This window comes from Enterobacter sp. C3_dUdeg, assembly GCF_057536195.1.
Genome location: NZ_BAAKFX010000005.1, coordinates 1 through 21,144, shown reverse-complemented (window position 1 = coordinate 21,144; position 21,144 = coordinate 1). Strand labels below are relative to the sequence as shown.

At 51.1% G+C, this 21,144-nt stretch carries 36 protein-coding genes; 30 read left to right on the top strand and 6 right to left on the bottom strand.

The window, feature by feature from the left end; genetic code table 11:
- Positions 1 to 2 precede the first annotated feature (2 nt).
- The 24 genes from rpsC to AC27FC_RS13770 all read left to right on the top strand — a co-directional run bounded on the left by rpsC (position 3) and on the right by AC27FC_RS13770 (position 11,446).
- Entirely contained in the window at positions 3 to 704 is a 702-nt protein-coding gene (gene rpsC, locus AC27FC_RS13885) for a 30S ribosomal protein S3 (protein WP_000529945.1), read from the top strand.
- 12 nt (positions 705 to 716) lie between these two features.
- Positions 717 to 1,127: a 50S ribosomal protein L16 gene (rplP, locus tag AC27FC_RS13880; protein ID WP_002919759.1), complete on the top strand. Its 411-nt coding sequence runs from the start codon at positions 717 to 719 to the stop codon at positions 1,125 to 1,127.
- Positions 1,127 to 1,318: a 50S ribosomal protein L29 gene (gene rpmC / locus AC27FC_RS13875; RefSeq protein WP_003863282.1), complete on the top strand. Its 192-nt coding sequence runs from the start codon at positions 1,127 to 1,129 to the stop codon at positions 1,316 to 1,318. The genes rplP and rpmC overlap by 1 nt, the downstream gene beginning before the upstream one ends.
- Positions 1,318 to 1,572: a 30S ribosomal protein S17 gene (gene rpsQ / locus AC27FC_RS13870; protein WP_008503489.1), complete on the top strand. Its 255-nt coding sequence runs from the start codon at positions 1,318 to 1,320 to the stop codon at positions 1,570 to 1,572. Before rpmC ends, rpsQ begins: the two co-directional genes overlap by 1 nt.
- 166 nt (positions 1,573 to 1,738) lie before the next feature.
- Complete coding sequence (rplN, locus tag AC27FC_RS13865; protein WP_002919748.1) at positions 1,739 to 2,110, top strand: 50S ribosomal protein L14; 372 nt, start codon at positions 1,739 to 1,741, stop codon at positions 2,108 to 2,110.
- Between the two features lie 10 nt (positions 2,111 to 2,120).
- The gene (gene rplX, locus AC27FC_RS13860; RefSeq protein ID WP_003863287.1) at positions 2,121 to 2,435 is read left to right on the top strand and encodes a 50S ribosomal protein L24; all 315 of its coding nucleotides are present in this window, start codon (positions 2,121 to 2,123) and stop codon (positions 2,433 to 2,435) included.
- Between the two features lie 14 nt (positions 2,436 to 2,449).
- Positions 2,450 to 2,989, top strand: a complete 540-nt coding sequence (gene rplE / locus AC27FC_RS13855; RefSeq protein ID WP_001096206.1) for a 50S ribosomal protein L5 — start codon at positions 2,450 to 2,452, stop codon at positions 2,987 to 2,989.
- Positions 2,990 to 3,003: 14 nt separating this feature from the next.
- Positions 3,004 to 3,309 carry a 30S ribosomal protein S14 gene (gene rpsN / locus AC27FC_RS13850; RefSeq protein ID WP_003863291.1) on the top strand — a complete coding sequence of 102 codons (306 nt, stop codon included), beginning with the start codon at positions 3,004 to 3,006 and terminating at the stop codon, positions 3,307 to 3,309.
- A gap of 30 nt (positions 3,310 to 3,339) precedes the next feature.
- A complete protein-coding gene (rpsH, locus tag AC27FC_RS13845; RefSeq protein ID WP_006178918.1) occupies positions 3,340 to 3,732 on the top strand; it encodes a 30S ribosomal protein S8 in 393 nt (130 codons plus the stop codon).
- Between the two features lie 12 nt (positions 3,733 to 3,744).
- Positions 3,745 to 4,278 (top strand): 50S ribosomal protein L6, encoded by a 534-nt coding sequence (rplF, locus tag AC27FC_RS13840; protein ID WP_003863296.1) that lies wholly within the window; start codon positions 3,745 to 3,747, stop codon positions 4,276 to 4,278.
- 9 nt (positions 4,279 to 4,287) lie between these two features.
- Complete coding sequence (gene rplR, locus AC27FC_RS13835) at positions 4,288 to 4,641, top strand: 50S ribosomal protein L18 (RefSeq protein WP_003863297.1); 354 nt, start codon at positions 4,288 to 4,290, stop codon at positions 4,639 to 4,641.
- Positions 4,642 to 4,655: 14 nt separating this feature from the next.
- Positions 4,656 to 5,156 (top strand): 30S ribosomal protein S5, encoded by a 501-nt coding sequence (rpsE, locus tag AC27FC_RS13830; protein ID WP_003863299.1) that lies wholly within the window; start codon positions 4,656 to 4,658, stop codon positions 5,154 to 5,156.
- Positions 5,157 to 5,162: 6 nt separating this feature from the next.
- Positions 5,163 to 5,342, top strand: coding sequence for a 50S ribosomal protein L30 (gene rpmD / locus AC27FC_RS13825; protein WP_003863301.1), 180 nt, complete (start codon positions 5,163 to 5,165; stop codon positions 5,340 to 5,342).
- A 3-nt stretch (positions 5,343 to 5,345) separates the two neighbouring features.
- Positions 5,346 to 5,780 carry a 50S ribosomal protein L15 gene (rplO, locus tag AC27FC_RS13820; protein WP_003863304.1) on the top strand — a complete coding sequence of 145 codons (435 nt, stop codon included), beginning with the start codon at positions 5,346 to 5,348 and terminating at the stop codon, positions 5,778 to 5,780.
- Between the two features lie 7 nt (positions 5,781 to 5,787).
- The gene (gene secY, locus AC27FC_RS13815) at positions 5,788 to 7,119 is read left to right on the top strand and encodes a preprotein translocase subunit SecY (RefSeq protein ID WP_003863305.1); all 1,332 of its coding nucleotides are present in this window, start codon (positions 5,788 to 5,790) and stop codon (positions 7,117 to 7,119) included.
- 31 nt (positions 7,120 to 7,150) lie between these two features.
- Positions 7,151 to 7,267, top strand: coding sequence for a 50S ribosomal protein L36 (gene rpmJ / locus AC27FC_RS13810; protein WP_000868187.1), 117 nt, complete (start codon positions 7,151 to 7,153; stop codon positions 7,265 to 7,267).
- 146 nt (positions 7,268 to 7,413) lie between these two features.
- Positions 7,414 to 7,770, top strand: coding sequence for a 30S ribosomal protein S13 (rpsM, locus tag AC27FC_RS13805; protein ID WP_003863308.1), 357 nt, complete (start codon positions 7,414 to 7,416; stop codon positions 7,768 to 7,770).
- Between the two features lie 16 nt (positions 7,771 to 7,786).
- Positions 7,787 to 8,176: a 30S ribosomal protein S11 gene (gene rpsK / locus AC27FC_RS13800; protein WP_003863312.1), complete on the top strand. Its 390-nt coding sequence runs from the start codon at positions 7,787 to 7,789 to the stop codon at positions 8,174 to 8,176.
- Between the two features lie 33 nt (positions 8,177 to 8,209).
- Positions 8,210 to 8,830, top strand: coding sequence for a 30S ribosomal protein S4 (gene rpsD / locus AC27FC_RS13795; protein WP_004868345.1), 621 nt, complete (start codon positions 8,210 to 8,212; stop codon positions 8,828 to 8,830).
- Positions 8,831 to 8,855: 25 nt separating this feature from the next.
- Positions 8,856 to 9,845, top strand: coding sequence for a DNA-directed RNA polymerase subunit alpha (locus AC27FC_RS13790; protein ID WP_002919219.1), 990 nt, complete (start codon positions 8,856 to 8,858; stop codon positions 9,843 to 9,845).
- 40 nt (positions 9,846 to 9,885) lie between these two features.
- Positions 9,886 to 10,269 (top strand): 50S ribosomal protein L17, encoded by a 384-nt coding sequence (rplQ, locus tag AC27FC_RS13785; RefSeq protein WP_001216368.1) that lies wholly within the window; start codon positions 9,886 to 9,888, stop codon positions 10,267 to 10,269.
- 107 nt (positions 10,270 to 10,376) lie between these two features.
- A complete protein-coding gene (locus AC27FC_RS13780) occupies positions 10,377 to 10,745 on the top strand; it encodes a DnaJ family domain-containing protein (protein ID WP_112778407.1) in 369 nt (122 codons plus the stop codon).
- A gap of 2 nt (positions 10,746 to 10,747) precedes the next feature.
- Positions 10,748 to 11,173 carry a Zn(2+)-responsive transcriptional regulator gene (gene zntR / locus AC27FC_RS13775; protein WP_029740638.1) on the top strand — a complete coding sequence of 142 codons (426 nt, stop codon included), beginning with the start codon at positions 10,748 to 10,750 and terminating at the stop codon, positions 11,171 to 11,173.
- 57 nt (positions 11,174 to 11,230) lie between these two features.
- The gene (locus AC27FC_RS13770) at positions 11,231 to 11,446 is read left to right on the top strand and encodes an alternative ribosome-rescue factor A (protein ID WP_023333665.1); all 216 of its coding nucleotides are present in this window, start codon (positions 11,231 to 11,233) and stop codon (positions 11,444 to 11,446) included.
- On the opposite strand, the gene mscL is transcribed toward AC27FC_RS13770, so the two are convergent.
- The 5 genes from mscL to def form a co-directional block, all read right to left on the bottom strand.
- Positions 11,447 to 11,857, bottom strand: coding sequence for a large-conductance mechanosensitive channel protein MscL (gene mscL, locus AC27FC_RS13765; RefSeq protein WP_023309449.1), 411 nt, complete (start codon positions 11,855 to 11,857; stop codon positions 11,447 to 11,449).
- 146 nt (positions 11,858 to 12,003) lie between these two features.
- Positions 12,004 to 13,380, bottom strand: a complete 1,377-nt coding sequence (gene trkA / locus AC27FC_RS13760; protein ID WP_008503482.1) for a Trk system potassium transporter TrkA — start codon at positions 13,378 to 13,380, stop codon at positions 12,004 to 12,006.
- 22 nt (positions 13,381 to 13,402) lie between these two features.
- A complete protein-coding gene (gene rsmB, locus AC27FC_RS13755; protein WP_094935731.1) occupies positions 13,403 to 14,689 on the bottom strand; it encodes a 16S rRNA (cytosine(967)-C(5))-methyltransferase RsmB in 1,287 nt (428 codons plus the stop codon).
- A 52-nt stretch (positions 14,690 to 14,741) separates the two neighbouring features.
- Positions 14,742 to 15,689 (bottom strand): methionyl-tRNA formyltransferase, encoded by a 948-nt coding sequence (gene fmt, locus AC27FC_RS13750; protein ID WP_112778408.1) that lies wholly within the window; start codon positions 15,687 to 15,689, stop codon positions 14,742 to 14,744.
- 25 nt (positions 15,690 to 15,714) lie between these two features.
- Positions 15,715 to 16,224: a peptide deformylase gene (gene def / locus AC27FC_RS13745; RefSeq protein ID WP_006812188.1), complete on the bottom strand. Its 510-nt coding sequence runs from the start codon at positions 16,222 to 16,224 to the stop codon at positions 15,715 to 15,717.
- 127 nt (positions 16,225 to 16,351) lie between these two features.
- Here def and dprA point away from each other — a divergent pair, with 127 nt between their 5' ends.
- From dprA to AC27FC_RS13715, 6 genes are read left to right on the top strand one after another with little or no spacing between them, the layout of a single operon-like run.
- Positions 16,352 to 17,476: a DNA-protecting protein DprA gene (dprA, locus tag AC27FC_RS13740; protein ID WP_094935732.1), complete on the top strand. Its 1,125-nt coding sequence runs from the start codon at positions 16,352 to 16,354 to the stop codon at positions 17,474 to 17,476.
- Positions 17,448 to 17,921: a DUF494 family protein Smg gene (gene smg / locus AC27FC_RS13735; RefSeq protein WP_008503477.1), complete on the top strand. Its 474-nt coding sequence runs from the start codon at positions 17,448 to 17,450 to the stop codon at positions 17,919 to 17,921. The genes dprA and smg overlap by 29 nt, the downstream gene beginning before the upstream one ends.
- Before the next feature lie 26 nt (positions 17,922 to 17,947).
- The gene (locus AC27FC_RS13730) at positions 17,948 to 18,502 is read left to right on the top strand and encodes a DNA topoisomerase family protein (protein WP_023309445.1); all 555 of its coding nucleotides are present in this window, start codon (positions 17,948 to 17,950) and stop codon (positions 18,500 to 18,502) included.
- Positions 18,495 to 19,067, top strand: coding sequence for an L-threonylcarbamoyladenylate synthase type 1 TsaC (gene tsaC / locus AC27FC_RS13725; protein ID WP_033146781.1), 573 nt, complete (start codon positions 18,495 to 18,497; stop codon positions 19,065 to 19,067). Before AC27FC_RS13730 ends, tsaC begins: the two co-directional genes overlap by 8 nt.
- A 4-nt stretch (positions 19,068 to 19,071) precedes the next feature.
- Positions 19,072 to 19,890 carry a shikimate dehydrogenase gene (gene aroE, locus AC27FC_RS13720; RefSeq protein WP_094935730.1) on the top strand — a complete coding sequence of 273 codons (819 nt, stop codon included), beginning with the start codon at positions 19,072 to 19,074 and terminating at the stop codon, positions 19,888 to 19,890.
- Positions 19,887 to 20,135 (top strand): DUF1488 family protein, encoded by a 249-nt coding sequence (locus AC27FC_RS13715; protein ID WP_033146779.1) that lies wholly within the window; start codon positions 19,887 to 19,889, stop codon positions 20,133 to 20,135. The genes aroE and AC27FC_RS13715 overlap by 4 nt, the downstream gene beginning before the upstream one ends.
- On the opposite strand, the gene AC27FC_RS13710 is transcribed toward AC27FC_RS13715, so the two are convergent.
- Positions 20,111 to 20,665 (bottom strand): gamma carbonic anhydrase family protein, encoded by a 555-nt coding sequence (locus AC27FC_RS13710; RefSeq protein ID WP_058841964.1) that lies wholly within the window; start codon positions 20,663 to 20,665, stop codon positions 20,111 to 20,113. The genes AC27FC_RS13715 and AC27FC_RS13710 overlap by 25 nt on opposite strands.
- Between the last annotated feature and the right edge of the window lie 479 nt (positions 20,666 to 21,144).

The window sequence follows — 21,144 nt, the reverse complement described above, 5'->3', positions numbered from 1 at the left end:
CAATGGGTCAGAAAGTACATCCTAATGGTATTCGCCTGGGTATTGTAAAACCATGGAACTCTACCTGGTTTGCGAACACCAAAGAATTCGCTGACAACCTGGACAGCGATTTTAAAGTACGTCAGTACCTGACTAAGGAACTGGCTAAAGCGTCTGTATCTCGTATCGTTATCGAGCGTCCAGCGAAGAGCATCCGTGTGACTATTCACACTGCTCGTCCTGGCATCGTTATCGGTAAGAAAGGCGAAGACGTAGAAAAACTGCGCAAGGTCGTAGCGGATATCGCTGGCGTTCCTGCACAGATCAATATCGCTGAAGTTCGTAAGCCTGAACTGGACGCTAAATTGGTTGCTGACAGCATCACTTCACAGCTGGAACGTCGCGTTATGTTCCGTCGTGCTATGAAGCGTGCTGTACAGAACGCAATGCGTCTGGGCGCTAAAGGTATCAAAGTTGAAGTTAGCGGCCGTCTGGGCGGCGCGGAAATCGCACGTACCGAATGGTACCGCGAAGGTCGCGTACCGCTGCACACTCTGCGTGCTGACATCGACTACAACACCTCTGAAGCGCACACCACTTACGGTGTAATCGGCGTTAAGGTATGGATCTTCAAAGGTGAGATCCTGGGTGGTATGGCTGCTGTTGAACAACCGGAAAAACCGGCTGCTCAACCTAAAAAGCAGCAGCGTAAAGGCCGTAAATAAGGAGCGTCGCTGATGTTACAACCAAAGCGTACAAAATTCCGTAAAGTGCACAAAGGCCGCAACCGTGGTCTGGCGCAGGGTACGGATGTTAGCTTCGGCACTTTCGGTCTGAAAGCTGTTGGCCGTGGTCGTCTGACTGCACGTCAGATCGAAGCAGCACGTCGTGCAATGACCCGTGCAGTTAAGCGTCAAGGTAAGATCTGGATCCGTGTATTCCCGGACAAACCGATCACCGAGAAGCCACTGGAAGTTCGTATGGGTAAAGGTAAAGGTAACGTGGAGTACTGGGTTGCCTTGATCCAACCGGGCAAAGTCCTTTATGAAATGGACGGTGTTCCGGAAGAGCTGGCCCGTGAAGCCTTCGGCCTGGCAGCAGCGAAACTGCCTATCAAAACCACCTTTGTAACTAAGACGGTGATGTAATGAAAGCAAAAGAGCTGCGTGAAAAAAGCGTTGAAGAGCTGAACGCTGAGCTGCTGAACCTGCTGCGTGAGCAGTTCAACCTGCGTATGCAGGCTGCAAGTGGCCAGCTGCAACAGACTCACCTGCTGAAGCAAGTGCGTCGCAATGTTGCACGCGTTAAGACTTTACTGACTCAGAAGGCGGGTGCGTAATGACCGATAAAATCCGTACTCTGCAAGGTCGTGTTGTTAGCGACAAAATGGAGAAATCCATTGTTGTAGCTATCGAACGTATTGTGAAACACCCGATCTACGGTAAATTCATCAAGCGTACGACCAAACTGCACGTACATGACGAGAACAACGAATGTGGTATCGGCGACAAGGTTGAAATCCGTGAATGCCGTCCACTGTCCAAGACTAAGTCCTGGACGCTGGTTCGCGTTGTAGAGAAAGCGGTTCTGTAATACAGTACGCCTTCTCAATACGAATAAACGGCTCAGCGATGAGCCGTTTATTTTTTCTACCCATATTGCAGAAGCGGTGTTATAATGCCGCGCCCTCGATATGGGGCTTTTTAACGGCTCTGATTTTAGAGTCTCAGGTAGTAGTTGACATTAGCGGAGCACTAAAATGATCCAAGAACAGACTATGCTGAACGTCGCCGACAACTCCGGTGCACGTCGCGTAATGTGTATCAAGGTTCTGGGTGGCTCGCACCGTCGCTACGCAGGCGTAGGCGACATCATCAAGATCACCATCAAGGAAGCAATTCCACGTGGTAAGGTCAAAAAAGGTGATGTGCTGAAGGCGGTAGTGGTGCGCACCAAGAAGGGTGTTCGTCGCCCTGACGGTTCTGTCATTCGCTTCGATGGTAATGCATGCGTTATTTTAAACAATAACAGCGAGCAGCCTATCGGCACGCGTATCTTTGGGCCGGTAACTCGTGAACTTCGTACTGAGAAGTTCATGAAAATTATCTCTCTGGCACCAGAAGTACTCTAAGGAGCGAATCATGGCAGCGAAAATCCGTCGTGATGACGAAGTTATCGTGTTAACCGGTAAAGATAAAGGTAAACGCGGTAAAGTAAAAAATGTTCTGTCTTCCGGCAAACTTGTCGTTGAAGGTATCAACCTGGTTAAGAAACATCAGAAGCCGGTTCCGGCCCTGAACCAACCAGGTGGCATCGTTGAAAAAGAAGCTGCTATTCAGGTTTCTAACGTTGCAATCTTCAATGCGGCTACCGGCAAGGCTGACCGTGTAGGCTTTAGATTCGAAGACGGCAAAAAAGTCCGTTTCTTCAAGTCTAACAGCGAAACTATCAAGTAATTTGGAGTAGTACGATGGCGAAACTGCATGATTACTACAAAGACGAAGTAGTTAACAAACTCATGACTGAGTTTAACTACAATTCTGTCATGCAAGTCCCTCGGGTCGAGAAGATCACCCTGAACATGGGTGTTGGTGAAGCGATCGCTGACAAGAAACTGCTGGATAACGCAGCAGCTGACCTGACAGCAATCTCCGGTCAAAAACCGCTGATCACCAAAGCACGCAAATCTGTTGCAGGCTTCAAAATCCGTCAGGGCTATCCGATCGGCTGTAAAGTAACTCTGCGTGGCGAACGCATGTGGGAGTTCTTTGAGCGCCTGATCACTATTGCTGTTCCACGTATCCGTGACTTCCGTGGCTTGTCCGCTAAGTCTTTCGACGGTCGTGGTAACTACAGCATGGGTGTCCGTGAGCAGATCATCTTCCCAGAAATCGACTACGATAAAGTCGACCGCGTGCGTGGTTTGGATATTACCATTACCACTACTGCGAAATCTGACGAAGAAGGCCGTGCTCTGCTGGCTGCCTTTGACTTCCCGTTCCGCAAGTAAGGTAGGGTTACTGAATGGCTAAGCAATCAATGAAAGCACGCGAAGTAAAGCGCGTAGCTTTAGCTGATAAATTCTTCGCTAAACGCGCTGAACTGAAAGCGATCATTTCTGATGTGAACGCTTCCGACGAAGATCGTTGGAATGCGGTTCTCAAGCTGCAGTCTCTGCCGCGTGATTCCAGCCCGTCTCGTCAGCGTAACCGCTGTCGTCAAACAGGTCGTCCACATGGTTATGTGGGCAAGTTTGGGTTGAGCCGTATCAAACTGCGTGAAGCCGCCATGCGCGGTGAAGTGCCAGGCTTGAAAAAGGCTAGCTGGTAATTACCAATTGAATCACGGGAGTAAAGACAGATGAGCATGCAAGATCCGATCGCGGATATGCTGACCCGTATCCGTAACGGTCAGGCCGCGAACAAAGTTGCGGTCACCATGCCTTCCGCCAAGCTGAAAGTGGCAATTGCCAACGTGCTGAAGGAAGAAGGTTTTATCGAAGATTTTAAAGTTGAAGGCGACACCAAGCCGGAACTGGAACTTACTCTTAAGTATTTCCAGGGTAAAGCTGTTGTAGAAAGCATTCAGCGTGTCAGCCGCCCAGGCCTGCGCATCTATAAGAAAAAAGATGAGCTGCCAAAAGTTATGGCTGGTCTTGGTATCGCAGTTGTTTCTACCTCTAAAGGTGTTATGACTGATCGTGCAGCGCGCCAGGCTGGTCTTGGTGGCGAAATTATCTGCTACGTAGCCTAATCGGAGGAAAGAATGTCTCGTGTTGCTAAAGCACCGGTCGTTATTCCTGCCGGCGTTGATGTAAAAATCGACGGTCAGGTTATTACGATCAAAGGTAAAAACGGCGAGCTGACTCGTACCCTCAACAAAGCTGTTGAAGTTAAACATGCAGATAACGCTCTGACCTTCGGTCCACGTGATGGTTTCGTGGATGGATGGGCTCAGGCTGGTACCGCGCGTGCCCTGCTGAACTCAATGGTTGTTGGTGTTACCGAAGGCTTCACTAAAAAGCTTCAGCTGGTTGGTGTAGGTTATCGTGCAGCTATCAAAGGGAATGCAGTAGGCCTGTCTCTGGGCTTCTCACACCCTGTTGAGCATCCGCTGCCGGCCGGTATCACTGCAGAATGTCCGACTCAAACTGAAATCGTGCTGAAAGGCGCTGATAAACAGCTGATCGGTCAGGTTGCAGCAGATCTGCGCGCCTACCGTCGTCCTGAGCCTTACAAAGGCAAGGGTGTTCGTTACGCCGACGAAGTCGTGCGTACCAAAGAGGCTAAGAAGAAGTAAGGTAACACTATGGATAAGAAATCTGCTCGTATCCGTCGTGCGACCCGCGCACGCCGCAAGCTCAAAGAGCTGGGTGCAACTCGCCTGGTGGTACATCGTACCCCGCGTCATATTTACGCACAGGTAATTGCACCGAACGGTTCTGAAGTTCTGGTAGCTGCTTCTACTGTAGAAAAAGCTATCTCAGAACAATTGAAGTACACCGGTAACAAAGACGCCGCTGCAGCTGTAGGTAAAGCTGTTGCTGAACGCGCTCTGGAAAAAGGCATCAGTAATGTTTCCTTTGACCGTTCCGGGTTCCAATATCATGGTCGTGTCCAGGCACTGGCAGATGCTGCCCGTGAAGCTGGCCTTCAGTTCTAAGGTAGAGGTGTAAGATGGCTCACATCGAAAAACAGGCTGGCGAACTGCAGGAAAAGCTGATCGCGGTAAACCGCGTATCTAAAACCGTTAAAGGTGGTCGTATTTTCTCCTTCACAGCTCTGACTGTAGTAGGCGATGGTAACGGTCGCGTTGGTTTTGGTTACGGTAAAGCGCGTGAAGTTCCAGCAGCGATCCAGAAAGCGATGGAAAAAGCCCGTCGCAATATGATTAACGTCGCGCTGAACAACGGTACCCTGCAACACCCAGTTAAAGGTGTTCACACGGGTTCTCGTGTATTCATGCAGCCAGCTTCAGAAGGTACCGGTATCATCGCCGGTGGTGCAATGCGCGCCGTTCTGGAAGTTGCTGGGGTTCATAACGTTCTGGCCAAAGCATATGGTTCCACCAACCCGATCAACGTGGTTCGTGCAACTATTGATGGCCTGGAAAATATGAATTCTCCAGAAATGGTCGCTGCCAAGCGTGGTAAATCCGTTGAAGAAATTCTGGGGTAATTGACCATGGCAAAGACTATTAAAATCACTCAAACCCGCAGTGCAATCGGTCGTCTGCCGAAACACAAGGCAACGCTGCTTGGCCTGGGTCTGCGTCGTATTGGTCATACCGTTGAGCGCGAGGATACTCCCGCTGTTCGTGGTATGGTCAACGCGGTTTACTTCATGGTTAAAGTTGAGGAGTAAGAGATGCGTTTAAATACTCTGTCTCCGGCCGAAGGCTCTAAAAAGGCGGGTAAACGCCTGGGTCGTGGTATCGGTTCTGGCCTCGGCAAAACCGGTGGTCGTGGTCACAAAGGTCAGAACTCTCGTTCTGGCGGTGGCGTACGTCGCGGTTTCGAGGGTGGCCAGATGCCACTGTACCGTCGTCTGCCGAAGTTCGGCTTCACCTCTCGCAAAGCAGCGATCACAGCGGAAATCCGTCTGTCTGACCTGGCGAAAGTTGAAGGCGGCGTTGTAGACCTGAACACGCTGAAAGCAGCAAACATTATCGGTATCCAGATCGAGTTCGCGAAAGTGATCCTGGCTGGTGAAGTTTCTACTCCGGTAACTGTTCGTGGCCTGCGTGTTACTAAAGGTGCTCGTGCTGCTATCGAAGCTGCTGGCGGTAAAATTGAGGAATAAGTAGCAGATGGCTAAGCAACCGGGATTAGATTTTCAAAGTGCCAAAGGTGGATTTGGCGAGCTGAAACGCAGACTGCTGTTTGTTATCGGCGCGCTGATTGTGTTCCGTATTGGCTCTTTTATTCCGATCCCTGGTATCGATGCCGCTGTACTTGCCAAACTGCTTGAGCAACAGCGAGGCACCATCATTGAAATGTTCAACATGTTCTCTGGTGGTGCTCTCAGCCGTGCTTCTATCTTTGCATTGGGTATTATGCCGTACATTTCGGCATCTATTATTATCCAGCTGCTGACGGTCGTTCATCCGGCCCTGGCAGAGTTGAAGAAAGAAGGGGAGTCTGGACGTCGTAAGATTAGTCAGTACACCCGTTACGGTACTCTGGTGCTGGCAATATTCCAGTCGATCGGTATTGCTACCGGTCTGCCGAATATGCCTGGTATGCAGGGCCTGGTGTTAAACCCGGGCTTTGCATTCTATTTCACCGCTGTTGTAAGTCTGGTCACAGGGACTATGTTCCTGATGTGGCTCGGCGAACAGATTACTGAGCGTGGTATCGGTAACGGTATCTCTATCATTATCTTCGCCGGTATTGTTGCGGGCCTCCCGCCAGCCATCGCCCATACTATCGAGCAAGCGCGTCAAGGCGACCTGCACTTCCTCCTGTTGCTGTTGGTTGCAGTATTAGTATTTGCAGTGACGTTCTTTGTTGTCTTCGTTGAACGTGGTCAACGCCGCATTGTGGTGAACTACGCTAAACGTCAGCAGGGTCGTCGTGTCTATGCTGCACAGAGCACACATTTACCGCTGAAAGTGAACATGGCGGGGGTTATCCCGGCTATCTTCGCTTCCAGTATTATTCTGTTCCCGGCGACCATCGCGTCATGGTTCGGGGGCGGTACTGGTTGGAACTGGCTGACAACAATTTCGCTGTATTTGCAGCCTGGGCAACCACTTTATGTGTTACTCTATGCGTCTGCGATCATCTTCTTCTGTTTCTTCTACACGGCGTTGGTCTTCAACCCGCGTGAAACAGCAGATAACCTGAAGAAGTCCGGTGCATTTGTACCAGGAATTCGTCCGGGAGAGCAAACGGCGAAGTATATCGATAAAGTAATGACTCGCCTGACTTTGGTTGGTGCGCTTTATATTACTTTTATCTGCCTGATCCCGGAGTTCATGCGTGATGCAATGAAAGTACCGTTCTACTTCGGTGGGACCTCACTGCTTATCGTTGTTGTCGTGATTATGGACTTTATGGCTCAAGTGCAAACTCTGATGATGTCCAGTCAGTACGAGTCTGCATTGAAGAAGGCGAACCTGAAAGGCTACGGCCGCTAAATGGTCGCCTGAGAAGTTACGGAGAGTAAAAATGAAAGTTCGTGCTTCCGTCAAGAAATTATGCCGTAACTGCAAAATCGTTAAGCGTGATGGTGTCATCCGTGTGATTTGCAGTGCCGAGCCGAAGCATAAACAGCGCCAAGGCTGATTATTTCGCATATTTTTCTTGCAAAGTTGGGTTGAGCTGGCTAGATTAGCCAGCCAATCTTTTGTATGTCTGTACGTTTCCATTTGAGTATCCTGAAAACGGGCTTTTCAGCATGGTGCGTACATATTAAATAGTAGGAGTGCATAGTGGCCCGTATAGCAGGCATTAACATTCCTGATCAGAAACATGCTGTGATCGCATTAACTTCGATCTACGGCGTCGGCAAGACCCGTTCTAAAGCCATTCTGGCTGCAGCGGGTATCGCTGAAGATGTTAAGATCAGTGAGCTGTCTGAAGAACAAATCGACACGCTGCGTGACGAAGTTGCCAAATTTGTCGTTGAAGGTGATCTGCGCCGTGAAATCAGCATGAGCATCAAGCGCCTGATGGATCTTGGTTGCTATCGCGGTTTGCGTCATCGTCGTGGTCTGCCAGTGCGCGGTCAGCGTACTAAGACCAACGCACGTACCCGTAAGGGTCCGCGCAAACCGATCAAGAAATAATCGGGGTGATTGAATAATGGCAAAGGCACCAGTTCGTGCACGTAAACGTGTAAGAAAACAAGTCTCTGACGGCGTGGCTCATATCCATGCTTCTTTCAACAACACCATCGTTACTATTACTGATCGTCAGGGTAACGCATTGGGTTGGGCAACAGCCGGTGGTTCCGGTTTCCGTGGTTCTCGCAAATCCACTCCGTTTGCAGCTCAGGTTGCAGCAGAGCGTTGCGCAGAAGCCGTAAAAGAATACGGCATCAAGAATCTGGAAGTTATGGTTAAAGGTCCGGGTCCGGGTCGTGAATCTACTGTTCGCGCTCTGAACGCCGCTGGTTTCCGCATCACGAATATTACTGATGTGACTCCGATCCCTCATAACGGTTGTCGTCCGCCGAAAAAACGTCGCGTATAACGCTCCGTTTTTTAGGTTAGTTGGAGATAGAAAATGGCAAGATATTTGGGTCCTAAGCTCAAGCTGAGCCGTCGTGAGGGCACCGACTTATTCCTTAAGTCTGGCGTTCGCGCGATCGATACCAAGTGTAAAATTGAACAAGCTCCTGGCCAGCACGGTGCGCGTAAACCGCGTCTGTCTGACTATGGTGTGCAGTTGCGTGAAAAGCAAAAAGTTCGCCGTATGTACGGTGTGCTGGAGCGTCAGTTCCGTAACTACTATAAAGAAGCAGCACGTCTGAAAGGCAACACAGGTGAAAACCTGCTGGCTCTGCTGGAAGGTCGTCTGGACAACGTTGTATACCGTATGGGCTTCGGCGCTACTCGTGCTGAATCACGTCAGCTGGTTAGCCACAAAGCAATCATGGTAAACGGTCGTGTTGTTAACATCGCTTCTTATCAGGTTAAAGCGAATGACGTTGTTAGCATTCGTGAGAAAGCGAAAAAGCAATCTCGCGTGAAGGCCGCTCTGGAGCTGGCTGAGCAGCGTGAAAAGCCAACCTGGCTGGAAGTTGATGCTGGCAAGATGGAAGGTACGTTCAAGCGTCAGCCAGAACGTTCTGATCTGTCTGCGGACATTAACGAACACCTGATCGTCGAGCTTTACTCCAAGTAAAGCTTAGTACCAAAGAGAGGACACAATGCAGGGTTCTGTGACAGAGTTTCTAAAACCGCGCCTGGTAGATATCGAGCAAGTGAGTTCGACGCACGCCAAGGTGACCCTTGAGCCTTTAGAGCGTGGCTTTGGCCATACTCTGGGTAACGCACTGCGCCGTATTCTGCTCTCATCGATGCCGGGTTGCGCGGTGACCGAGGTTGAGATTGATGGTGTACTTCATGAGTACAGCACCAAAGAAGGCGTTCAGGAAGATATCCTTGAAATCCTGCTCAACCTGAAAGGGCTGGCGGTGAGAGTTCAGGGTAAAGATGAAGTTATTCTTACTCTGAATAAATCTGGCATTGGCCCTGTGACTGCAGCCGACATCACCCACGACGGTGATGTTGAAATCGTCAAGCCGCAGCACGTGATCTGCCACCTGACCGATGAGAACGCAGCTATTAGCATGCGTATCAAAGTTCAGCGCGGTCGTGGTTATGTGCCGGCTTCTGCCCGAATTCATTCGGAAGAAGATGAGCGCCCAATCGGCCGTCTGCTGGTCGACGCATGCTACAGCCCTGTAGAGCGTATTGCCTACAATGTTGAAGCAGCGCGTGTAGAACAGCGTACCGACCTGGACAAGCTGGTCATCGAAATGGAAACCAATGGCACAATCGATCCTGAAGAGGCGATTCGTCGTGCGGCGACCATCCTGGCAGAACAACTGGAAGCTTTCGTTGACTTACGTGATGTACGTCAGCCGGAAGTGAAAGAAGAGAAACCAGAATTCGATCCGATCCTGCTGCGCCCTGTTGACGATCTCGAATTGACTGTCCGCTCTGCTAACTGCCTCAAGGCAGAAGCTATCCACTATATCGGTGATCTGGTACAGCGTACCGAGGTTGAGTTGCTGAAAACGCCGAACCTGGGTAAAAAATCTCTTACCGAGATTAAAGACGTGCTGGCTTCACGTGGTCTGTCTCTGGGCATGCGCCTGGAAAACTGGCCACCAGCAAGCATTGCTGACGAGTAACCGGATCACAGGTTAAGGTTTTACTGAGAAGGATAAGGTCATGCGCCATCGTAAGAGTGGTCGTCAACTGAACCGCAACAGCAGCCATCGCCAGGCTATGTTCCGCAACATGGCAGGTTCACTGGTTCGTCATGAGATCATCAAGACGACCCTGCCTAAAGCGAAAGAGCTGCGTCGCGTAGTTGAGCCGCTGATTACTCTTGCCAAGACTGACAGCGTTGCTAATCGTCGTCTGGCATTCGCCCGTACTCGTGATAACGAGATCGTGGCAAAACTGTTTAACGAACTGGGCCCGCGTTTCGCGAGCCGTGCCGGTGGTTACACTCGCATTCTGAAGTGTGGTTTCCGTGCAGGCGACAACGCGCCGATGGCTTACATCGAGCTGGTTGATCGTTCAGAGAAAGCAGAAGCTGCTGCAGAGTAATCTGCAGTAACGTAAAAAAACCCGCTCCGGCGGGTTTTTTTATATCCGCGATATCCCCACTTCTCTACAATGTCTGTATCAATTCTGTTCATCTCCTGGAGCTGGTAATGTGGTTGCTCGACCAGTGGGCAGAACGCCATATTCGCGATGCCCAAAAAAAAGGTGAATTCGACGATCTCCCCGGGAGCGGCGAACGCCTTGCGCTTGACGATGACTCGCACATCGCACCGGAATTACGGGCTGGATACCGTTTGCTGAAAAATGCGGGCTGTCTCCCCCCGGAGCTCGAACAGCGCAGAGAGGCTGTTGAACTGGCCGATCTTCTCAAAGGGATCCGCCATGACGATCCACGACATTCTGAACTTAGCCGCCGCCTCGCCCTGCTTGAACTCAAGCTACGCCAGTCTGGGATGAACACTGATTTTCTGCACGGTGAATACGGTGAAAGATTGATGCAGAAAATAAGCGAGGAGTAGTTATGTACCGCATCGGTGAACTTGCGAAGCTTGCGAACGTTACGCCGGATACCATCCGATATTACGAAAAGCAGCAGATGATCGATCATGAAGTACGTACTGAAGGAGGCTTTCGCCTTTATACCGATAACGATCTGCAGCGCCTGCGGTTTATTCGTTATGCGCGGCAGCTCGGTTTTACACTGGATTCGATCCGCGAGTTATTATCGATCCGTATCGATCCGGAACATCACACCTGCCAGGAATCTAAAAGCATCGTGCAGGCCCGGCTGGATGAAGTTGAAGCGCGTATACAGGAACTGCAAACCATGCAGCGCTCTCTGCAAAGGCTGAATGATGCCTGCTGCGGTACGGCCCACAGCAGCATTTACTGTTCAATTCTCGAAGCCCTTGAACAGGGAGCGAGTGGAGAAACGCAGGGCTGTTGATTTTTAGTTCAACCGGGTCTAGACTCCCGTCGTCATAAACCCTGCTCTGGAGACATTATGAGCCGCTATCAGCACACGAAAGGACAAATTAAGGACAATGCCATTGAGGCGTTACTTCACGACCCGTTATTCAGGCAGCGCGTTGAGAAGAATAAAAAAGGGAAAGGAAGTTATCTGCGTAAAGACAAACATGAAAAACGGGGTAACTGGGAGGCCAGTGGCAAGCAAGCGAATCGCTTATTTACCACTGGCCTTCCTGCTTTTATCTGTTGATTAGACGCGGTTATTTTGCTCTTTTAACAGATCGCGGATCTCACTCAACAGCACTTCTTCTTTCGTTGGCGCAGGTGCTGCAGCCGGCTCTTCTTTTTTACGGTTGAGCCTGTTGATCAGCTTGATGGCCATAAATATGGCAAACGCGACAATCACAAAATCAAATACGTTCTGAATAAATACGCCGTAGTGCATCACTACTGCCGGAACATCACCCTGCGCTTCACGCAGCGTGAAAGCGAACTGTTTGAAATCAATGCCGCCGATTAACAACCCTAAAGGTGGCATGATAATGTCGGCCACTAATGATGAAACAATCTTGCCGAATGCCGCACCAATAATGACACCCACTGCCAAATCTACCACATTCCCGCGCATCGCAAATTCGCGAAATTCTTTAATAAAACTCATTTTTCTCTCCTTGTGCCAGCTGACGAGTTTAAGTTTAACAAATGATTAGCCAATTGCCATTCGGGATAATTAAACATTATGAAAAATAAAAGGCACAGAAATGAAAAGGATAAAGTAAGGGTGCTCTTACTCGAGCACCCAATTCTTTAAAGGAAGAATGGACTTGGCTGGAATAAACGTTCGACGTCGGTAATAAACTTTTTATCGGTAAGGAACATAATAACGTGATCGCCTTGCTCAATTCGTAAATTATCATTGGCAATCATGACATCATTCCCGCGCACAACGGCGCCGATTATCGTGCCTGGCGGCAGTTTAATTTCGTCGATCGAACGGCCGACGACCCGCGACGTCGTTTCATCTCCATGAGCAACGGCTTCAATAGCTTCCGCTACGCCACGGCGAAGCGATGACACACCGACAATATCCGCTTTACGAACATGGCTCAGGAGCGCGGAAATTGTCGCCTGCTGAGGGGAAATGGCAATATCAATAACGCTGCCTTGAACCAGATCGACATACGCCTTACGCTGGATAAGCACCATGACTTTTTTAGCCCCCATGCGCTTCGCGAGCATGGCGGACATTATATTCGCCTCGTCGTCGTTGGTGACGGCAATAAAGAGATCAACCTGATCAATATGCTCTTCAGCCAGTAGCTCCTGATCCGACGCATCACCATAAAATACGATCGTATTTTGCAGTTTTTCCGCTAGTTCAGCAGCACGCTGTTGATCGCGCTCGATCAACTTCACGCTGTAATCTTTTTCCAGCCGATGTGCCAGGCCGGCACCGATATTGCCACCGCCGACCAGCATAATGCGCTTATAGGGTTTTTCGAGACGCTGAAGTTCACTCATCACCGCACGAATATGCTGTGAGGCCGCAATAAAGAAGACCTCATCACCGGCTTCGACAATCGTGGAGCCTTGCGGGCGAATTGGCCTGTCGTGACGGAAAATGGCTGCGACGCGCGTATCGATATGCGGCATGTGCTCGCGCATGGTGGAAAGCGCATTGCCGATCAATGGTCCGCCGTAATAGGCCTTAACCACTGCCAGGCTCACTTTGCCCTCGGCAAAGTTCACCACCTGCAGGGCGCCCGGATATTCGATCAGGCGATAGATATTGTCGATAACCAGCTGTTCTGGCGCGATGAGGTGGTCAATAGGGACCGCTTCGGAATTAAACAGTTTTTCAGCATCGCGAACATAGTCCGGAGAGCGAATACGCGCAATTCGGTTTGGCGTGTTGAAAAGCGAGTAGGCCACCTGACAGGCCACCATATTGGTTTCGTCAGAACTGGTTACCGCAACCAGCATGTCGGCATCGTCGGCGCCCGCCTCACGAAGAACGCGTGGGTGCGAACCATGACCCTGCACCACGCGCAGGTCAAACTTGTCCTGTAAGACACGCAGACGATCGCCGTTGGTATCAACAATTGTGATGTCGTTGTTTTCGCCAACCAGGTTTTCCGCCAGCGTTCCGCCCACCTGTCCTGCACCCAGAATGATAATCTTCATATCTCGTGACCTGTTCTCAACATCACTCTTTGATTAGCTTAGCGTAAAAGAAGCCATCACCCTCTTCAGCACCCGGCAGGTTCTGCAGACCCGGGGATTCAGGCGTTCCCGTATCGCGCAGCGCGGCGTCCGGCGTACGTTTAAGGAAGGCCGTGATTTGCTGGCTGTTTTCTTCCAGCAGCACGGAGCAGGTTGCATAGACCAGCGTTCCACCAGGCTTAAGATGCGGCCAAATGGCGTCGAGAATGTCGGATTGCAGTTGGGCAAGTTCCTTAATATCACGATCGCGGCGTAGCCACTTGATGTCAGGATGACGACGAATAACACCGGTTGCAGAGCAGGGAGCATCCAGCAAAATGCGATCGAACTGGGTTTCACCACACCATTCTGCGGGTTTGCGTCCATCGCCCTGCTTAACCTGAGCCTTCATGCCGAGACGCTTGAGGTTGTCGTAGACGCGTGAGAGACGCTGTTCATCGACGTCCACTGCCATCACGCTGGCCTGCGGAGCTACTTCCAGAATATGCGTCGTTTTGCCCCCAGGTGCGGCGCAAAGATCGAGGATCTGCTCACCATTTTGGGGTTCAAGCCAGGTCATGCAACCCTGCGCCGAGGCATCCTGTACGGTTACCCAACCTTCATCAAAACCGGGTAATGCATGTACCGGTGCAGGTGAGGCTAAGCGTACGGCATCCGGATAGGCTTCATGCGGGAATCCACTCATTCCAGCTTGTTCGAGCAAGCTCAGCCATGCGTCACGGCTGTGGTGATTACGATTTACGCGTAACCACATTGGCGGACGCTGATTGTTGGCATCGGCAATCTCCTGCCACTGCTGTGGATAAGCTTTTTTCAGGCGCTTCAACAGCCAGTCCGGGTGCAGGAAACGTGCTTCGCTTTGGGCAAATTCAGCCAGAAGCTCTTCCTGCTGTCTCTGGAACTGACGCAGTACGCCGTTGATCAGCCCTTTCAGCTGAGGGCGTTTAATCGCAACGGCGCCTTCCACCGTCTCAGCCAGCGCAGCATGAGGTGGGATGCGGGTATGAAGAAGCTGATAAAAACCCACCATAATCAAATAGTGTACGGTGCGCTGCTTGCCTGTCATTGGGCGTGACATCAGCTTGTTAATCAGCCACTCAAGCTGAGAAAGCGTGCGCAGAACGCCAAAGCAGAGCTCCTGAAGCAGGGCTTTGTCTTTATCAGAGACTTTTTGTTGCAGAGGAGGCAGGACGTTACTTAGTGACTGGCCCTGCTCGATAACCTGCTCAACGGCCTGAGCCGCCATACTGCGTAGATTTTGTTTTTTCATAACCGTAAAAATAAAAATGCCCGGAAACACCGGGCCTTAAGGATAGATTTGCTCAGGCAAGACGATTGCCCGGAATAAACCATTCGCGACGGGAATTTAACAGATCCTGAGCGCTCATGGCCTTCTTACCGGCCGGTTGTAGCGATTCAAGATTGAGGATCCCTTGCCCAGTCGCCACCTGAATTCCGTTCTTGTTGGCGTCAATAATCGTACCGGGTTCAGCCGTGGTAGTACCGCTAATGACGGAGGCTTTCCAGACTTTCACCGGCTGCTCATCAATCTCCATCCAGCTCATCGGCCACGGATTAAAAGCGCGAATGCAGCGTTCAAGCTGCGCGGCTGACAGGGACCAGTCGATACGCGCTTCTTCTTTGCTCAGTTTTTCGGCATAAGTCACCAGCGCGTCATCCTGAACTTCCGGTTTCGCCGTATTGTCTGCAAGCTGCTGGAGCGTCTCGATAAGCCCTTGTGGGCCAAGGTCTGCCAGTTTGTCATACAGCGTAGCGCTGGTATCGTCTGACGTTATGGGGCACGCCAGTTTATACAGCATATCGCCTGTGTCTAAACCTACGTCCATCTTCATGATAGTAACGCCCGTTTCGGCATCACCAGCCCACAGCGAGCGCTGGATTGGTGCAGCACCACGCCAGCGCGGGAGCAGAGACCCATGCACGTTGATGCAACCCAGGTGGGGCATATCAAGCACGGCTTTTGGCAGAATTAAACCATAAGCCACCACTACCATTACGTCGGCATTCAGGTCAGCAACCAGCTGCTGATTTTCCTGTGGGCGCAACGATGCGGGCTGGAATACGGGTAGCCCATGTTCTTCTGCCAGCACCTTTACCGGGCTCGGCATCAGTTTTTTGCCGCGACCTGCCGGACGGTCCGGCTGGGTAAAGACGCCAACAACCTGGTGACCAGACGATAACAGCGCGTCAAGATGACGCGCTGCAAAATCAGGGGTTCCCGCGAAGATAATACGTAGTGTTTTAGACACGATGATCCTTGTATCCGGGGGGACGTTATGCGCGAGAACGCAAACGATCCAGTTTCTCTACTTTTTGACGAATACGCTGCTGCTTGAGCGGCGAGAGATAATCGATAAACAGTTTACCGACCAGGTGATCCATCTCATGCTGAATACAAATTGCCAGCAGGTCGTCTGCTTCCAGTTCGAACGGATTACCGTCACGATCCAGCGCGCGAATTTTCACCTTTTCGGCACGCGGTACTAAAGCGCGCTGTTCAGGAATGGACAGACAGCCTTCCTCAATACCGGTTTCGCCACTTTTTTCGAGCAGCTCAGGGTTGATCAGCACCAGACGCTCATCGCGATTTTCGGAAACATCAATCACGATAATACGCTTATGAATGTCCACCTGCGTCGCCGCCAGGCCAATGCCTTCTTCGGCGTACATGGTATCGAACATATCATCAACGATACGCTGGATTTCTGCATTCACTTCTTTGACCGGTTCAGCGACGATGCGAAGGCGCTCGTCCGGAATATGTAACACTTGCAAAACTGCCATAAATTTCCAGAGTCGTGTTCAGGAGTTGATAAGAATACTCTCTCTATTCTAGACAAATCCCCCATCGATTGACAGCATCAGTGACCAATCGCAATGATTGCGGAGGCCGCTTATGGCAGGGGAAAGGATGACGTCTACCGAGATATGGCTACGGCTAGTACACACTGGGTCTCTGTGTGGTGATGTAATGCTGGAAGCGGCTGCGCGACTGCAGAAGCTGGAACACCTCAACGTGCTCGTCGCCAGAGAGGCCGGGCTGACAGCAAAGCAGGCTGAACGGTTCTTTGCACTCGATGAGAGCGAGCTGGAACGTAGCCTTGTGTGGCTTGAGCAGCCGGGACATCATTTATTAACGCCCAACCATCCCCTATATCCCCCTTTGCTCCGCACGATCCCTGATTATCCCGGGGCGTTATTCATAAAAGGTAATCCTGAGGCGCTTAATACCATTCAGCTGGCGGTGGTAGGTAGTCGTGCGCCGTCATGGTACGGCGAGCGATGGGGGAAAATCCTGTGCGAACAACTTTCTCAAAGCGGTTTCACGATCACCAGCGGGCTGGCCTGCGGTATTGACGGCGTAGCCCACAGCGCGGCGCTGTCAGTTAAGGGACGAAGTGTAGCGGTGCTGGGGAACGGTCTTTTTAGCATTTATCCGCGCCGGCATCAGGCACTGGCGATGCGGCTTATTGAATCTGACGGCGCGATAGTGTCTGAGTTTCCGCTTTCCGCACAGCCCAGGCCGGCAAACTTTCCGCGTCGGAATCGGATTATCAGCGGGCTTAGCAAAGGCGTGCTGGTGGTTGAAGCGGCGCGCCGAAGCGGTTCGCTGGTCACGGCGCGATGCGCGCTCGAACAGGGGAGAGAAGTCTTCGCCTTGCCTGGACCGATAGGTAATCCCGGATGCGAGGGGCCCCACTGGCTGATTAAGCAAGGGGCAACGCCGGTAACGGAAGTAGGAGATATTCTTGAAAATTTGCAATATGGGTTGCAATGGCTGCAGGAAGATCCCGAAAAGCGACAATATTCATCAGATCAGGGAAAGGTGGCATTGCCATTTCCCAAGCTCCTGGCTAACGTAGGAGATGAGGTAACACCTGTTGACGTTGTCGCTGAACGTGCCGGCCAACCTGTGCCAGTAACGGTAGCACAGCTACTCGAACTGGAGTTAGCAGGGTGGATCGCAGCTGTACCCGGCGGCTATGTCCGATTAAGGAGGGCATGCCATGTTCGACGTACTGATGTATTTGTTTGAGACTTACATCCATAACGAAGCAGAAATGCGAGTGGATCAGGACAAATTGACACAGGATCTTACCGATGCGGGGTTTGAGCGGGAAGATATCTATAATGCGTTGATGTGGCTGGAAAAACTGGCTGATTATCAGGAAGGCCTCGCCGAACCGATGCAGCTTGCTTCTGACCCATTGTCAGTACGCATTTATACAGCGGAAGAGTGTGAAAGGCTGGACGCCAGCTGCCGGGGGTTCATCTTATTCCTTGAGCAGATTCAGGTGCTGAACCTCGAAACGAGAGAAATGGTGATAGAGCGCGTCATGGCGCTGGATACAGCAGAATTTGAACTGGAAGACCTCAAATGGGTGATCCTGATGGTTCTGTTTAATATCCCGGGCTGTGAAAACGCCTATCAGCAAATGGAAGAATTACTCTTTGAAGTGAATGAAGGTATGCTGCACTAATTCAATGTGCAGCACCAAGAGTTGTTATGGCCAAATCAGCACTATTCACGGTGCATAAAAACGAGCCCTGCCCGCAGTGCGGGGCTGAACTTGTTATTCGGTCCGGGAAACACGGCCCGTTTCTCGGTTGTTCACACTATCCGGAATGTGATTATGTCCGTCCCCTGAAAAGCCAGGCGGATGGACATATCGTTAAAATTCTGGAGGGTCAGTATTGCCCACTCTGCGGTGGTGAATTAGCCCTGCGGCAGGGGCGATTCGGCATGTTTATTGGATGTAGCCGCTACCCGGAATGTGAGCATACGGAACAAATTGATAAGCCTGATGAAACGGCAATTGCGTGCCCTCAGTGTCAGCGCGGTCAGTTGGTACAGCGCCGTTCCCGTTATGGTAAGACTTTCCATTCGTGCGATCGCTACCCTGAATGCCAGTTCGTTATCAATTTTAAACCGGTAGCGGGAACCTGCCCTCATTGCAATTATCCGCTACTTATAGAGAAGAAAACCGCGCAAGGCATGAAACGCTTCTGCGCCAGTAAACAATGTGGAAAGCCGGTTACGGCGGATCAAAATAGTGAATAATAACCTGCCATCAGGCTCCATTGCGCATGCTGTGGACGTACTGAAAAAAGAAGAAGTCATCGCCTATCCAACTGAAGCTGTTTTTGGAGTCGGTTGCGATCCTGACAGCGAGACGGCCGTAAGCCGACTGCTTGCCTTAAAACAAAGACCCGTCGAGAAAGGGCTGATTTTGATCGCTGCGAATTATGAGCAGCTTAAACCCTATATCGATGACTCCATGCTGACGCCGGCGCAGCGCGAGACGATCTTCTCCGCGTGGCCTGGCCCGGTGACCTTCGTTTTCCCGGCGCAGCCGACTACGCCTCGCTGGTTAACCGGACGTTTTGATTCCCTCGCCGTTCGCGTAACTGACCATCCGCTGGTGGTTGAACTTTGCCTGGCATTTGGTAAACCGCTGGTCTCAACCAGCGCCAACCTGACCGGATTGCCACCTTGTCGGACAACCGAAGAAGTATTGGCGCAGTTCGGGAATGACTTCCCAGTCGCTGTCGGTGAAACGGGAGGGCGCCTGAATCCGTCTGAAATTCGCGACGCCTTGACCGGCGAACGTTTTCGCCAGGGGTAATCTCATGGAAACCTATGCTGTTTTTGGTAATCCGATTGCACACAGCAAGTCACCGTTGATCCATCAGCAATTTGCGAAGCAGCTGCAGATAAATCATCCCTATGGTCGCGTACTGGCCCCGGTGGATGCATTTATTCCAACGCTGGAGGCTTTTTTCGCCGCGGGCGGTAAAGGCGCGAATGTGACGGTTCCTTTTAAAGAGGAAGCCTTTGAACGTGCGGATGAACTGACCGAGCGCGCTTCACTGGCTGGTGCAGTCAATACCCTAAAACGGCTTGAGGATGGGCGCCTTTTGGGTGACAACACCGACGGAATTGGTTTACTTAGCGATCTGGAACGACTGTCGTTTATTAAGCCCGGGTTTCGGGTCCTGCTGATTGGTGCGGGTGGCGCATCGCGGGGAGTACTGTTGCCTCTGCTTTCACTGGACTGTGCGGTGACCATTACCAACAGAACCTTTTCCCGCGCGGAAGCGCTGGCGGCGTTGTTTGAGCATACCGGCAGCGTGAGCGCGGTAGCGCTTGACGATCTTGCCGATCGTGAGTTCGATCTTGTCATCAATGCCACGTCCAGCGGCATCAATGGCGAGATCCCGTTAATTCCTGCTTCTCTGGTCAGCGCGCATATGTACTTCTATGACATGTTTTATCAGAAAGGGAAAACGCCTTTCCTTAACTGGTGTGAACAACACGGCGCGAAGCAGTTAGCCGATGGACTGGGAATGCTGGTGGGTCAGGCCGCGCATGCGGTGCTGCTCTGGCATGGCGTGTTGCCTGCGGTCGAACCTGTCATTGAAAAGTTAAAGCAGGGGCTTTCGGCGTGAACCAGGCTATCCATTTCCCGGACAGAGAGAACTGGGATGAGACTAAACAAGCGGTCTGTTTTCCGGTGCTGGTGCAGGGGATGCAACTTACCTGTGCCATTCATGGGGAGACGCTGTTGCGCCGTTTTGGCGGTTCAGACCCGATAGCGATATTTTGTGAAAATCGCTGGGATCTGGAAGAGGAAGCCAGCGATTTAATCCGCGAACAGCAGGAAGACGATCAGGGCTGGGTTTGGTTGTCCTGATCCAAATAGTCATTCTTCCAGTTAACGTAGTTGTTCGCCGAGTATTTTAATCCTTCGATCTCCGCCTCCTTCAGGGGGCGGATCTGTTTTACCGGGCTTCCCAGATAGAGATAGCCACTCTCCAGCCGTTTGTTCTGCGGGACCAGGCTGCCGGCACCAATCATTACGTCATCTTCTACTATGACGCCATCCAGCAAAATCGACCCCATGCCAACAAGTACGCGATTCCCGATAGTGCAGCCGTGAAGCATCACTTTATGGCCGACGGTAACCTCTTCTCCAATGATGAGGGGATTACCGTCCGGGTTATAGGAGGATTTGTGCGTGACATGCAGAACGCTGCCGTCCTGAATATTGGTACGGGCGCCAATCGACACATAGTTAACATCTCCCCTGATGGCGACGAGGGGCCAGATGCTGACATCATCGGCCATTCGGACATCGCCGATCACCACGCTGCTGGCATCGATCATCACGCGATCGCCTTTTTGGGGGAACAGATCTTTATAAGGACGTAATACTGCGGGCATATCTACCTCTAACAATGAGCGCTATACAGAAGACTTTGATCATATTAATGGATCGCGGCAAGGCAAAATACGTCAATATTTAAGCAGATCGGGCGGGATTTCAGCGAAAAGCGCGGAAAATCAGCAGTCGGAAAAAAAGATCTAAAAAATACTTGTGCTAAAAAATGGGATCCCTATAATGCGCCTCCATCGACACGGCGGATGTGAATCACTTCACAGACAACGCGGTCGGTTGAAGAGAAAAATTCTGAAATAACGGGTTGACTCTGAAAGAGGAAAGCGTAATATACGCCACCTCGCAACGGTGAGCTTAACGCCGCGTTGCAACTGCTCTTTAACAATTTATCAGACAATCTGTGTGGGCACTCAAAGTGACATGGATTCTTAATGTCTTCGGACAATAAATGAATACCAAGTCTCTGAGTGAACATACGTAATTCATTACGAAGTTTAATTCACGAGCATCAAACTTAAATTGA

Excerpts from the sequence above, each read along its gene's own strand:
- rpsH (WP_006178918.1), top strand. The coding sequence starts at position 3,340 with ATGAGCATGCAAGATCCGATCGCGGATATGCTGACCCGTATCCGTAAC.
- rplP (WP_002919759.1), top strand. The coding sequence starts at position 717 with ATGTTACAACCAAAGCGTACAAAATTCCGTAAAGTGCACAAAGGCCGC.
- rsmB (WP_094935731.1), bottom strand. The coding sequence starts at position 14,689 with ATGAAAAAACAAAATCTACGCAGTATGGCGGCTCAGGCCGTTGAGCAG.
- rpsD (WP_004868345.1), top strand. The coding sequence starts at position 8,210 with ATGGCAAGATATTTGGGTCCTAAGCTCAAGCTGAGCCGTCGTGAGGGC.
- rplF (WP_003863296.1), top strand. The coding sequence starts at position 3,745 with ATGTCTCGTGTTGCTAAAGCACCGGTCGTTATTCCTGCCGGCGTTGAT.
- rpsC (WP_000529945.1), top strand. The coding sequence starts at position 3 with ATGGGTCAGAAAGTACATCCTAATGGTATTCGCCTGGGTATTGTAAAA.
- AC27FC_RS13730 (WP_023309445.1), top strand. The coding sequence starts at position 17,948 with ATGGCCAAATCAGCACTATTCACGGTGCATAAAAACGAGCCCTGCCCG.
- rpsK (WP_003863312.1), top strand. The coding sequence starts at position 7,787 with ATGGCAAAGGCACCAGTTCGTGCACGTAAACGTGTAAGAAAACAAGTC.
- rplR (WP_003863297.1), top strand. The coding sequence starts at position 4,288 with ATGGATAAGAAATCTGCTCGTATCCGTCGTGCGACCCGCGCACGCCGC.
- dprA (WP_094935732.1), top strand. The coding sequence starts at position 16,352 with ATGACGTCTACCGAGATATGGCTACGGCTAGTACACACTGGGTCTCTG.
- rplQ (WP_001216368.1), top strand. The coding sequence starts at position 9,886 with ATGCGCCATCGTAAGAGTGGTCGTCAACTGAACCGCAACAGCAGCCAT.
- rplX (WP_003863287.1), top strand. The coding sequence starts at position 2,121 with ATGGCAGCGAAAATCCGTCGTGATGACGAAGTTATCGTGTTAACCGGT.
- rplE (WP_001096206.1), top strand. The coding sequence starts at position 2,450 with ATGGCGAAACTGCATGATTACTACAAAGACGAAGTAGTTAACAAACTC.
- AC27FC_RS13710 (WP_058841964.1), bottom strand. The coding sequence starts at position 20,665 with ATGCCCGCAGTATTACGTCCTTATAAAGATCTGTTCCCCCAAAAAGGC.
- rpsE (WP_003863299.1), top strand. The coding sequence starts at position 4,656 with ATGGCTCACATCGAAAAACAGGCTGGCGAACTGCAGGAAAAGCTGATC.
- rplN (WP_002919748.1), top strand. The coding sequence starts at position 1,739 with ATGATCCAAGAACAGACTATGCTGAACGTCGCCGACAACTCCGGTGCA.
- aroE (WP_094935730.1), top strand. The coding sequence starts at position 19,072 with ATGGAAACCTATGCTGTTTTTGGTAATCCGATTGCACACAGCAAGTCA.
- rpmD (WP_003863301.1), top strand. The coding sequence starts at position 5,163 with ATGGCAAAGACTATTAAAATCACTCAAACCCGCAGTGCAATCGGTCGT.
- AC27FC_RS13770 (WP_023333665.1), top strand. The coding sequence starts at position 11,231 with ATGAGCCGCTATCAGCACACGAAAGGACAAATTAAGGACAATGCCATT.
- rpmJ (WP_000868187.1), top strand. The coding sequence starts at position 7,151 with ATGAAAGTTCGTGCTTCCGTCAAGAAATTATGCCGTAACTGCAAAATC.
- AC27FC_RS13780 (WP_112778407.1), top strand. The coding sequence starts at position 10,377 with ATGTGGTTGCTCGACCAGTGGGCAGAACGCCATATTCGCGATGCCCAA.
- smg (WP_008503477.1), top strand. The coding sequence starts at position 17,448 with ATGTTCGACGTACTGATGTATTTGTTTGAGACTTACATCCATAACGAA.
- rpsN (WP_003863291.1), top strand. The coding sequence starts at position 3,004 with ATGGCTAAGCAATCAATGAAAGCACGCGAAGTAAAGCGCGTAGCTTTA.
- secY (WP_003863305.1), top strand. The coding sequence starts at position 5,788 with ATGGCTAAGCAACCGGGATTAGATTTTCAAAGTGCCAAAGGTGGATTT.
- mscL (WP_023309449.1), bottom strand. The coding sequence starts at position 11,857 with ATGAGTTTTATTAAAGAATTTCGCGAATTTGCGATGCGCGGGAATGTG.
- zntR (WP_029740638.1), top strand. The coding sequence starts at position 10,748 with ATGTACCGCATCGGTGAACTTGCGAAGCTTGCGAACGTTACGCCGGAT.
- AC27FC_RS13790 (WP_002919219.1), top strand. The coding sequence starts at position 8,856 with ATGCAGGGTTCTGTGACAGAGTTTCTAAAACCGCGCCTGGTAGATATC.
- rpmC (WP_003863282.1), top strand. The coding sequence starts at position 1,127 with ATGAAAGCAAAAGAGCTGCGTGAAAAAAGCGTTGAAGAGCTGAACGCT.
- rplO (WP_003863304.1), top strand. The coding sequence starts at position 5,346 with ATGCGTTTAAATACTCTGTCTCCGGCCGAAGGCTCTAAAAAGGCGGGT.
- trkA (WP_008503482.1), bottom strand. The coding sequence starts at position 13,380 with ATGAAGATTATCATTCTGGGTGCAGGACAGGTGGGCGGAACGCTGGCG.
- rpsQ (WP_008503489.1), top strand. The coding sequence starts at position 1,318 with ATGACCGATAAAATCCGTACTCTGCAAGGTCGTGTTGTTAGCGACAAA.
- def (WP_006812188.1), bottom strand. The coding sequence starts at position 16,224 with ATGGCAGTTTTGCAAGTGTTACATATTCCGGACGAGCGCCTTCGCATC.